10 protein-coding genes are annotated in these 12,362 nt (G+C 33.2%); 4 read left to right on the forward strand and 6 right to left on the reverse strand.

Annotated elements, in window-relative coordinates:
• Window positions 1-11 precede the first annotated feature (11 nt).
• Genes nqrC through OM075_RS13815 form a run of 3 tightly spaced genes read right to left on the reverse strand, consistent with a single transcriptional unit; the run spans window position 12 to window position 3,272 of the window.
• Complete coding sequence (gene nqrC / locus OM075_RS13805) at window positions 12-707, reverse strand: NADH:ubiquinone reductase (Na(+)-transporting) subunit C (RefSeq protein ID WP_301191111.1); 696 nt, start codon at window positions 705-707, stop codon at window positions 12-14.
• Between the two features lie 12 nt (window positions 708-719).
• Window positions 720-1,883 (reverse strand): NADH:ubiquinone reductase (Na(+)-transporting) subunit B, encoded by a 1,164-nt coding sequence (locus OM075_RS13810; RefSeq protein WP_301191112.1) that lies wholly within the window; start codon window positions 1,881-1,883, stop codon window positions 720-722.
• A 39-nt stretch (window positions 1,884-1,922) separates the two neighbouring features.
• Window positions 1,923-3,272, reverse strand: a complete 1,350-nt coding sequence (locus OM075_RS13815; protein WP_301191113.1) for a Na(+)-translocating NADH-quinone reductase subunit A — start codon at window positions 3,270-3,272, stop codon at window positions 1,923-1,925.
• Between the two features lie 162 nt (window positions 3,273-3,434).
• Here OM075_RS13815 and OM075_RS13820 point away from each other — a divergent pair, with 162 nt between their 5' ends.
• Window positions 3,435-4,700 carry a type IX secretion system plug protein gene (locus tag OM075_RS13820; protein WP_301191114.1) on the forward strand — a complete coding sequence of 422 codons (1,266 nt, stop codon included), beginning with the start codon at window positions 3,435-3,437 and terminating at the stop codon, window positions 4,698-4,700.
• Window positions 4,701-4,920: 220 nt separating this feature from the next.
• On the opposite strand, the gene OM075_RS13825 is transcribed toward OM075_RS13820, so the two are convergent.
• From OM075_RS13825 to OM075_RS13835, 3 genes are all read right to left on the reverse strand, one after another.
• A complete protein-coding gene (locus OM075_RS13825; RefSeq protein WP_301191115.1) occupies window positions 4,921-5,661 on the reverse strand; it encodes a hypothetical protein in 741 nt (246 codons plus the stop codon).
• Between the two features lie 244 nt (window positions 5,662-5,905).
• Window positions 5,906-7,846, reverse strand: coding sequence for a helix-turn-helix domain-containing protein (locus OM075_RS13830; protein ID WP_301191116.1), 1,941 nt, complete (start codon window positions 7,844-7,846; stop codon window positions 5,906-5,908).
• Window positions 7,847-7,995: 149 nt separating this feature from the next.
• Entirely contained in the window at window positions 7,996-8,721 is a 726-nt protein-coding gene (locus OM075_RS13835; protein WP_301191117.1) for a DUF6261 family protein, read from the reverse strand.
• Between the two features lie 172 nt (window positions 8,722-8,893).
• On the opposite strand from OM075_RS13835, the gene OM075_RS13840 reads away from it, so the two are divergent.
• The 3 genes from OM075_RS13840 (at window position 8,894) to pruA (ending at window position 11,883) form a co-directional block, all read left to right on the forward strand.
• Complete coding sequence (locus OM075_RS13840) at window positions 8,894-9,163, forward strand: hypothetical protein (protein ID WP_301191118.1); 270 nt, start codon at window positions 8,894-8,896, stop codon at window positions 9,161-9,163.
• A gap of 133 nt (window positions 9,164-9,296) precedes the next feature.
• Window positions 9,297-9,914, forward strand: coding sequence for a fibronectin type III domain-containing protein (locus tag OM075_RS13845; RefSeq protein WP_301191119.1), 618 nt, complete (start codon window positions 9,297-9,299; stop codon window positions 9,912-9,914).
• 340 nt (window positions 9,915-10,254) lie between these two features.
• Entirely contained in the window at window positions 10,255-11,883 is a 1,629-nt protein-coding gene (gene pruA / locus OM075_RS13850; protein ID WP_301191120.1) for an L-glutamate gamma-semialdehyde dehydrogenase, read from the forward strand.
• The last annotated feature ends 479 nt before the right edge of the window (window positions 11,884-12,362 follow it).

Raw genomic sequence — 12,362 nt, forward strand, 5'->3', positions numbered from 1 at the left:
TTCTTAACCGTTTAATTTTTTAAATATTTTTCGTAACCAGACAGACAGTCTTGAAGCATGGCAGAAACACCTTTACTGGTAATAGTACCACCAGAAATAGCATCTACTGCGTGAGGATTATTCTCTGTACCTCCACCTTTAACAACGTCAATTGAAGTAAAGTCTCCAGCTTCGTTGTAAATAGTTTTTCCTTTAAATGGTGTTTGGAAAAAGTCTTTTGAAATTTCAGCACCTAATCCGGGAGTTTCTCCTTTATGATCGAATGTTGCACCATAAACAGTATTTCTATCTGCATTTAATGAAATATAACCCCAGATTGGGCCCCAAAGACCAGCACCTCTTAAAGGAATAATCAACTTCTCTTCACCATTATCTAATTTACAGATATATAAAGGATAGCTTCTTTCTTTAAGATCTTTGCGCACTTCCTTACTTAGATCGATATCAAAAGCATTTCCGTCAACTTCATTACCTTCGATATTTAATACTTTTGTATTTGATCCAATGTGTTCTTCGTATAACTTTTCTGCTGTACTTGCATCACTGGCAATTCCAACTGATTTTAAAATATCAATCTTTTTTGCCACAGCTACATTTTTGCTTTGAATTGGCTTTAAAGAAACTGAGATAAAAGCTAATATCGCAGCAACCCCAATAACCATTATTGATGCGTACAGAAATGTATATGTATTTCCTTGTTTGTCCATTTTTCTATTTTATTAAGCGTTTACTTTTACTCGTTTTAAACGGCGTTTAATATTTTGTTGAACAATTACATGGTCAATTAATGGAGCAAATGTATTCATCAATAATATAGCTAACATTACTCCTTCCGGATAAGCAGGGTTAAATACACGAATCATAATGGCAAATACACCAATTAAAAATCCGTAAATATATTTTCCTGTTTCTGTACGTGATCCTGATACTGGGTCTGTTGCCATAAATACAGCACCAAAAGCAAATCCACCTAAGCATAATTGTTGAAGTGCATCAACATTCATTGCATCGGTAGTACCAATTGCATTAAAACCTAATGCCATTAAATAACCACCAGCAAAAACGCTTACCATAATTTTCCAGTTTGCGATACCAGTTGCAAGTAAAATAACTGCACCTATCAAAATAGCCAATGTACTTGTTTCACCAATTGATCCTGGAATAGTACCAATAAAACTTTGTAATGTAGATGGTAATAAATCCAGTTTTCCGGTAATTACATTACCAAGAGGTGTTGCTCCTGAAAATCCATCAACGATACCTTCACCTTTAGATAATCCGGAAACCCAAATTAAATCTCCAGACATTTTTGATGGGTATGCAAAGAATAAGAAGGCCCTTGCAACTAATGCAGGGTTCCAGATATTCATTCCGGTACCACCAAAAACTTCTTTACCAATTACAACGGCAAATGCAGTTGCTACAGCTACCATCCACAATGGTACATCTGCAGGTAAAACTAAAGGAATTAACATCCCTGAAACAAGAAATCCCTCAGCCACTTCGTGACCTTTCATTTGAGCAAACATAAACTCAATGCCGAGACCTACTACATAAGATACCACAACAATAGGAAGTACTTTTAAAGCACCATAACCTATCATCTGCCAAAAATCGGCATCTGCCTGACCTAATGACAAGAAATGTTGATATCCTGTATTCCAAATACCAAATAATAAAGCAGGAATTAAAGCCAATACCACAACAGACATTGTTCTTTTTGAATCAATGGCATCGTGAATATGTACTCCTGTTTTAGAAGTAGTTTTTGGAGTAAACAAAAAGGTCTCAAAAGCATCAAATGTTGAGTGCAATTTTTCAAACTTTCCACCTTTTTCAAAGTTGGGTTTGATTTTATCCAAATATTGTCTTAATGCTTTCAATTTATTATATTTTTAATATTTACTAATTGATTAAACGGACTAGCTCATCTCTTTAATCATTACATCAATACCTTTACGAAGGATATGTTGAACCTCAAGTTTTGATGTACATACAAATTCACAAAGTGCCAAATCTTCTTCTGCCACTTCATAAATTCCAAGCTGTTCCATTTTGTCGATATCTTCTGTGATAATAGCTTTTATTAAATGCTCAGGTAAAATATCCATTGGCAATACTTTATCGTACTGACCTGACATAATAATTGCTCTTGGACCTCCATTAAGGTTTGCATTTAATGCATATTCCTTTTTAGGACATAACCATGAGAAGAAAGATTTAGAAACACTAAACTTCTTTAATCCTGGTGCAGCCCATCCCATAAATTCATGTGAATCACCTTCAGGGATAACAGTAATTTGTGAATGATAGCTACCTAAATATCCATCTTTAGAAATTTTATCACCAGATAAAACATTACCACTGATATAACGAAGACTTCCTTCTTCTACATTGTTTTCAACATAAGACTTGATGCATGCACCAACTTTAGTTTTAACGTAGCTCTGTTTTTTTACTTCAGAACCTGTAACAGCAATAATTCTTGACGCATCATAAACACCATTAAGAACTAATTTTCCAATTGAAATAACTTCTTGTGGCTGAATAGTCCAGTAGATGTCTCCTTTATTAATTGGAGATACATGATGAATCTGAATTCCCACATTACCTGCTGGGTGTGGCCCTGTAAATGCATGTGTTGTTACCCCTTTAAGTGACATAAACACTTTTGATGCAGATTCATTGTTTACACCAATGTGAATACCACCTTCAGTAAGTTTGTTTAATGCATCAACACCTGCCTGAAATTCTTTCTCTAATCCAGATACAATAAAGTCATAATCAGGAGCTAAAGGAGATGAATCAAATGCAGAAATAAAAATTGCTTTAGGCGAATCTGCCGGATTTGCTACCACGTTATAAGGACGTTGGCGAACAAATGGCCATAAACCTGCAGCAAGAAGTTTTTCTGTTACTTCTTCTTTTGTTGCACTTGAAACTTCAATTTTTCCAAAATCTTCAGCTTCATTCTGGTTATCACTTTTAACCACTACCTCTAATATTCGTCTTCGCTCTCCACGGTTAACAACCTGAACTTCTCCACTAACAGGAGAAACAAATTTAATGTCGGTACGATATTTGTCGAAAAACAAAACCGATCCGGCTTTAACTTTATCACCAGGCTTAACAGTCAACTTAGGAACCAACCCAGGGAAATCACCTGGTTTGATAGCAAAGAGTTCTGGCATATCGGCGCTTCCGAAAACTTTTTCCGCTTTGCCCTTTAACCGAATATCAAGACCTCTTTTTATTTTGATTACGTCTGACATGTTTGATAAAAAGTTTTTAAAAAATTTTTCTGCAAAAATACAATAAATTATAACTAAACCTTACGAATAGGCACCTAATAAAGAAAAAAATCGTTAAATAATAATGAATTGACAACTAAGGCATACTTATAATATTTAAATTCGCATAAAACTAAAGGTAACATGTTTAACAAATTCACTACTATACTTATACTAATCGCATGTTTTTCGCAAATTTCAAAAGCACAATCATACCAAAATCAGATATTAAGTAGTTCAATAGAAACCGTAATGTGTCACAAGGAAGGCTGGCCATTATCGTACCCCATGATAAACTTAAATACTGACGAAAGAATTGAACTGTCATTTGATGATTTAGCAAAGGATTCTAAAAATTACTACTATTCGGTTATTCATTGCAACCGGGATTGGGAACCATCTAACATTAGCGAACAAGAGTACCTGGTTGGCATCAATCAAAACCCCATTTTAGATTATCAGTTTTCGTTTAACACCACTGTTAACTATGTACATTATAATCTTAAAATACCCAACGAGGACATTAGTTTGAACTATAGCGGAAATTACATTATTAAAGTATATGAAGATTTTAACAGCGATGAACCTGTTTTAATTCAGAAATTTATGGTTGTTGAACAAAGAGTACAGATTGATGCTGAAATAAGATACGCCATGAACTCGGCAGTATTAAGAGAACAACAAGATATTAATTTCACAATCCGTTACAATAACTTTAATATTTCTAACCCTCTGGATGAAGTTAAGGTTAGTGTTTTTCAGAACCACCGAATGGATAACGCTATATACGATATTAAACCGCAATTTATTAAACCGCAAGAATTGGTATACAATTACAACAGAGAAATTGTATTTGAGGGAGGTAATGAATTCCGATGGCTCGATTTAAGAACTTATGATTTTAAAGTGGAGGGTATATACGATATTCAATTCCATGAACCTTTTTATCATCTGGATTTAAAACCCTCATCGCCTAGAAATAATAAAAGCTACTTTTTTCAGAATGATTTTAATGGCAGATATGTTATTGAAACCCGAGAAAACAGAGATCCTGATACTGAAGCTGAATATGTAATGGTTCATTTTTACTTTCCAAAAACAGAGCCCTATCCTGGTGGCGACATATTTATTTTAGGTGGGCTCACCAACTGGAAATTAAATAACAATAGTAAAATGAAGTACAATCCGGATTTTAAACGATACGAAAAAACACTATTGCTTAAACAGGGTTTTTATAATTATCTGTATGCCTTTAAGCCAAATCAGCTAGATAAAGCTACTGTAGGTTTTATTGAAGGTTCATATAGTCAAACAGAAAATGATTATTTATTTTTAGTTTACTACCGAAATATAAGTGATCATTACGACCGACTAATTGGTGCTGCTCAAAAGAATTCGGTTAAACCATAGGTTAGATAAGAGATGTTAGAAGTTAGATAAGAGATGTTAGAAATTAGAGGATAGACTTCTTAGTAACATTGTAAAGTTTACATAAATTATCTTGCAATAAATCCATGAACGGCAGATGCTTATATTAAAAAGCTATTTACGTTGTACTCCTCAATGTAAATAGCTTTCTCAATTAAAACCTAAATAACCCAAAATCACTTTTCCCATAAATTAACTTTATTTATTCTGATAAAATAAATGCTAATTCTTCATAGCCTTTTAAATGTTTTACCTGGCTAAAATATGGAGCTTCCATATCAATTCCACCAAGTTCTTTTAATCGGATCCAATCCTGACGAGCGCCATCGGTATCACCAATCTCGTAACGACAAAGTCCTCTCATCATTAAAGCGCTTTTTTCATATGGTGCAAATTGAACCGCATTATCAAATCTTTTTAAAGCTCTTTTTGAGTGACCTTTAATTAACAACTGCTTACTACCTTGTTTATAATAATTGGTAGCTAAAGCTTTAAAACTTTTAATGTATGGGCTACCTTCCACCTCTCCTGTTTTAATTTGCATTGCCACTTCCTTTTCCATAGCAATGGGTTCTCCATTATTAGTTCCGGGTTTCCACAAACCTTCAGTTGTCTTTATCAACTCAATAATATAATCATCAACTACCGGAGCAATACTATTTACTGCAACAAAATTTTCTAACTCACCTTTTTCTGTTACTGTAAATTGAATCACTTCAATACCTTGATACAATAGTTTCCATTCTTCAGGGTACACAAATTTTTGAGTTAAGTAATCCAATAAGGAGGTAGTTTCTTCCTGTACTATTTGTACAATTTGCTCACTATGCATAAACTTAGGTGGAGTAACACTAACTTCATCCACTATAACATGTTTAGTTTCCTGACTTAATGCAATGACTGGGATAATCATGCACAACAGGATAAATACAATCTTTTTCATGATTCCCTCTTTTATAATTCAACATATATTATTATTGATTAATCAACAACGTAAAATTACTATGCATAAAAAAGAGGAGGTATTAAAGAAATTGCATTTTGTTTAAAATATCTCACCACATCCTATGTATTACTTGATGATTTATTGTAATTAAATTGCATATTTTTTTCTACAATCTACCACAATCCACTATCAACTGCACCTTTATACCATGACATATATTTAAACAGAAAATATTTACTTTTCAGTGATTCAGATTCATTTTTCGCATCAATGCTTTATATTTTGGTTCATTATGCAACGACTGAAATGCAACATTATTACCAACACGATGAACAGGTCCCGGATTTTTATTAAAAGATTTCTCAAGATATTCCACTGCCTGCTCTTTATCTCCTAAAAGTGTATAATAGTTGGCTAACCTTAATTCATTCCCTATGCTTAATGAGTCTTTTTCCTCTTTATTGATGGATTTGATGATAAGTTGAAGAATACCTTTTATTTTAGAATGGGTATATACGGAGTCTAAATTATTTGAACTATATAAATCTCCCTTCAAATGATTTATTTTCTTATAGGTAACATAAGCCAATGAATCATCATGTTGCTGCAGATAAATATTAAAGCAGGATTCCAGGTACTGTCTTTCATTTTTATTCAGATTGAACATTCGTAGGGATTCTTTTAAAGCATTTTTACAGTCGCCATTATGACAATAAAACAAATAACTTAAATAGAGAATTTCGGGATAAGTTGGATTTAGGAAATGTGCTTTGTTAATATATTTCCTGGCCTCTTCATTTTTGCCTGTTACATCGCAAAACTCCGCATAAATTTTATTTGCCCTGTCATAACCCGGATTTAGTTTCAAAGCAAGCTTAAGATGCTTTTCTGCTTCCTTGTAATCACTATCAAAATAAGTTGCCAAACCGCCATAAGTTGTATGAGCTTCTGCCAAATATTGATCCAGACTCTGAGCTTTATTTAAATACATCTTACATTTTTGAATCCCATCATCAACCGAATAAAAACCATTCCATGTACCTGTAAGATAAGAATCTGCCAGACCGGCATAAGCTAAAGCATAATTTGAATCAACCTGAAGAGCCTGATTATAGAGTTCAATACTTTTTATAAAACCGTCTTTCGTTCGTAAACGATAATAAAACCGCCCCTCTAAATACAAAAGATATGCTTTTTCATTATAGGTATATTGCTTATCCAACTGCTGAATACTTTCATATTGCAACGGCGTTTGTAAATTTTGTACGATTTGTTTTGATGCATCAGAAACAAAATCAAAAATACTGGAAAGGTTATGATCATACTGGTCAGACCATACAACATTAGCCTTTGCATCAATCAGATGAATATAGATTCTGATTCTGTCATCTTGCTTCATCATACTGCCTTCAAGAATATAAGATACTTTAAATTCTTTTGCAATTTGGGGAATGGTATTCGACTCGACCTTTATTTTTTCGGAATTAATATTTGATTTAACCACCAATCCTTTTACATGCGATAATCGATTCTGGAGATCAGACATGATTCCATTTGCCAGATATTGATCTGCCGAATTAGCATTTAAATTTTTTAAGGGTAAAATAACAACTGAATTTCCATATTTAGCGGATACAGCCGTTCTTTTTTTTGTAAACAAATACGCAGTTAAAATCATCAACACTACCAATGAAGCCATCCATAGCAAATGATTAAGCTTATAAAATTTCTTTTCAACAACAACAAGCTCTTTGCTTATTGGGCCATCTTTTATTTCAGCCGATTCAATCTTAATATGATTTTTATATTCTCCCGGAGGATAGCCAAAAAAATCGTGATAGCATTTATTAAAGTACGATGGACTGCTAAAACCGACTTGATATGCAACTTCTGATACAGTTAAACCCGTTTGTTTTAATAATTCCTGAGCTTTCATTAACCTCAGTTCTTTAATAAACTGGCTTATGGATTGATCTTTAATTCCCTTTAAACGACGATGAATTTGAGAATGACTTATACCTATTTTATTGGATAAATCAGTTACTCCAAAACTATCATCACCAAGGTTATTATTAACAATATTGGTTAACCTTTTAATAAAATCTATATCCTTATTTTCAGAATTAGTCATAACCAGCAAGAAAACACCTCCGCTAAAGTTACGACAATTTGATGCTGACATCAACAGGAATATAGTAAGTAGAAGGTTTATTTGATAAACCCGATATAATGTTTAAAATGTATGGATTCACAATTATTACATAATAAAAAAAAGGCCCCGGAAACTATGATTCCGGAGCCTTTTTGAACCCAATTCACCATTCTAAAGTATTATTCAGGAAATACATCTTTGGGTATTGCGCTTTTTGATCTTTTTTTTACACCTAAATTATTGTTAGATATTATTTGAGCTATTACCTGCGCAAACTCACCAAAAGCATCTTTGTTTACAGCCATCATTCCTTTTAAATAAGGAACCAACATTCCATTGATTACCTGAATTGCTTCCTTTTTTATTTGCGAAGCAGATTCCAGTTCCATATTTTTTGCTTTTTCCTTTTCATTATTCAAATAAGAAGTTTCAAAATCATTTTGTGTTGACTTTATGTTTGCAATACATTCTGCCACTCCTTGCAAAAGATTAATATTCTCAATATTTTCTGTTTTATTTAGCTCGGCCAACAGTGAGTTAATCAATGAAGTTTCTATTCCATAACTGCTTGAAATAATATCTAAACCATAATTATTAAAAACAGCTAAAAGCATTTGTGCAGCATTTTTTATTGTTGCATCAGGATGGTGTGTTAAACCGCTAATTAAATAATAGTAGCTGCGAACTGCATCATCGCGCAAATGATCTTTATCTTCTAATTCTGATTCACTCTTAATGCGTTTTACAGATTTGTTAAGTTTTACTGATAAGGGTTTAAGTTGTGAGATAATTGTTACTAAATTATCGTCTGCCTGATAAGTTGAGCTTTCAAAAGCAGCAATAATTCGGGTACAAACAGCAGCAATTTCTGTAGTACGGCTATGTGCAATAACCTTTTTGATCATAGTTTAATGTTTAGTATTAAGATTTAAAATAATGCTATTTTTTTATAACGCAATGCAATGTAACTAAAACAAATCTGAACACAACACACTCTAAACATGCTACATAACACACAAATAGCTATTGACTTTTACATATCCCTGTTCATCATTGGCACACCAATCATTAAACACAATGAAAAAAAATACAATTAACTATCGTGCAGACATCTGCAAACCACAAAAAGATAATAAAATACTGTTTGCATTAACCTGCAAACAGCATTTTATCAAAAAGTTGCTCTTGCAGCTACCTGCAAATGATAACTTTTTAAAAATGGGTTCGTGCAGATATCTGCAAACGTTAACTTTTGACAAAAATGACCTTTGCCTGTTTAGGCAAAGGTCATTTTTATTAAAAGAGCGCCATGCAGATTTATGCATGGGATTTTATTTATCTGTTTGAAGTATTATACATACCAATATATCAAAGCTTTGCCTACACAATGTTTATATTTAACATAGGTACCAATAATTTAATGTAACCCCATAATATATAACACGTAGAGTTAGCGTTATTAATAACTAAAAATTAAACAATGAAAAAAATTATTTTATTATTTACAATTACGATTTCGCTTTTAGCTACAGCATGTTCAGATGATGATGACAACACCAAGGAAATTATTATCAGTGAAGTAACATCAGGTAACTTTAGTGCTACAATTAGTTTTTCTGAAATTAGTGGGGCATTAGCTTACGATATTGAACTTGCCACCAATGATGATGATTATGAATATATTGAATCAACAGAAAACTTAACCTATGAAATTAAAAATTTATTGGCCGGAACAACATATAAAATAAAAGTTTCTGCTTTTTCAAGTACGGGCAAAGTAATAGGTGAAGGAGAATATACTATTACAACCGTTACTTCTATACCTGAACTTGTTGGTGTATGGGAAAACTTCGTAAATAATATTTCATATTCATACTCTTTTAACGAGGATGGTACTGGTTTGTATAATTACGGTCAAACTCAAATGAAAATTAAATGGTTTGCTGAAGCTCCTGCAATTGGTGAAACATCTGAAATTACAATTATGTTTTATGCCAATGAATACACAGGATCTTATACTACATCTACCTATACATATGCTTACTATGGTGCGGATGAAGCCATGACTATTGATGGAATTGTTTACTTCCCAGAATAACATACCTCTTTTTTTAATCAGATGATACAATATTGCTATCATCTGATTTATTATCACCTATACTGACCATAACTCTACTTACTAATCCATCCTAAAAAGTCTTGTCCCTTTATCTTTATAATAACGTAAGATTGCAACGCTCCATTTGTTAAAAACTATAAGTTTTAAAACCTAATTTGTTATAATTTTAACTAATATCTCGCTTTTTGCTTATAACCCTGATTAGAATCATGGTTGAACACTGATATAATTCATTTAAAAAGCACCTGTTCAATTGTAAATTTGTTTATGAATTTGCAAGTAATACATCTTGATATAAAAAACATTAAAATTTACAATTATGCCAAAAGGAATATTTAACGTACCGAAAGCTAAAAACGAACCTGTTTTATCATATGCACCAGGTACAACTGAACGAGAAGAACTAAAAGCACAAGTAAAAGCCTTTAGAGAAGTGGAGGTAGATATTCCGATGTATATTGGAGGAGAAGAAGTAAGAACTGGTGATAAAAAGTCGATACATCCACCTCACGATATCAAACATTGCTTAGGTTATTACCACCAGGGTGATGAAACTCATGTGTACCAGGCTATTGATGCAGCACTTAAAGCTAAACCACAATGGGAAGCACTAAGCTGGGAACACAGAGCTTCTATATTTTTAAAAGCTGCTGATTTACTTGCTGGTCCTTACCGTCAAAAAATTAATGCGGCTACTATGTTGGGTCAATCAAAAAACGCTTTTCAGGCAGAGATTGATGCAGCTTGTGAGTTTGCTGACTTTTTAAGATTCAATGTTCAGTACATGACTGAAATTTATGCGGATCAACCAGAGTCTGCTCCTGGTATTTGGGATCGTGTTGAGTACAGACCATTAGAAGGTTTTGTTTTTGCTTTAACTCCGTTCAACTTTACATCTATTGCAGGTAACTTACCTTCTGCTCCTGCTTTAATGGGTAACACCGTAGTTTGGAAACCTTCTAAAACTGCTGTTTACTCTGCAAATATTATTATGCAACTATTTAAAGAAGCTGGTTTACCTGATGGTGTTATCAACCTTGTTTATGCTTCTGGTCCTGTAGCTGCTAAAGTTATTTTTGAACACCCTGAATTTACTGGTATCCACTTTACTGGTTCTACCGGAGTATTCCAAAGCATGTGGAAAACTATTGGTGAAAACATTCATAAATACAAAACATATCCACGTATTGTAGGCGAAACTGGTGGTAAAGATTACATTTTTGCTCACAAATCATGCGATGCTCAAGCTGTTGCTACTGCCATTGTAAGAGGAGGTTTTGAATACCAGGGACAAAAATGTTCTGCTGCTTCACGTATTTATGTTCCAGAAAGCAGATGGGAAGAAATTAAAGGTTATATGGCCCCTCAACTCGCTGAAATAAAAACTGGTACTCCAGAAGATTTCACAAACTTTGTAAATGCAGTTATTGATGAAGATTCATTCGATAAATTATCGAAAGCTATTGATGATGCAAAAGCCAGCAAAGAGGCAGAGGTTATTTTTGGTGGAGACTATGATAAATCAGTAGGTTACTTTATTCAGCCGACTATTATTCAAACAACAAATCCTAAATATGTAACTATGGAAGAAGAGTTGTTTGGACCTGTTGTTACTTTATATGTTTATAAAGATGCTGAGTTAGATGCTACTTTAGATATTTTAGACAGTACTTCAATGTATGCTTTAACAGGAGCTATCTTTTCACAAGACAGATATGCTGCTGAAATGTTAACTAAAAGATTAACACATACTGCAGGAAACTTCTATATTAACGACAAACCAACCGGTGCTGTTGTAGGACAACAACCATTTGGTGGTTCAAGAGGATCTGGTACAAACGATAAAGCTGGTTCTGCTATTAACCTTATGAGATGGGTTAGTCCACGTACCATCAAAGAAACATTTGTTCCTGCTAAAGATTACAAATATCCATTTTTAGCTGAGTAAGAAATAGGTAATTTTTGAAATATGATCAATAAGCCGGCTTATATAATTTAAGCCGGCTTTTTTTATGCTTTGAAGCCTGGTTCAAGTTTGCAACTTAGACCTTACTTTATCTCATACTGGTTCAAGTTTGCAACTTGGACCTCACTTCACAGATCGAACTTATTTGATAAAGACAAAACCACAAGATGCAATCTTGCGGCAGCATATAGCTACAAATACGACATAAGGAATATTCTTTTGTATTACAGATAAACCGAAGTCTGGTTCAAGTTTGCAACTTGGACCTTAATTCAGAGACCATACTTATTTGATAAAGAAAAAACCACAAGATAGAATCATGCGGTAGCATATAGCTACAAATACGACATAAGGAATATTCTTTTGTATAAAAGACAAACCAAAGCATGGTTCATGTTTGCAACTTGGACCTTATTTCACAGACCATAATTATTTGATAAAAAAAAACCACAAGATACAAT

The organism is Plebeiibacterium sediminum (genome assembly GCF_026013605.1).
Taxonomy (GTDB): Bacteria; Bacteroidota; Bacteroidia; order Bacteroidales; family Marinilabiliaceae; genus Saccharicrinis; species Saccharicrinis sediminus.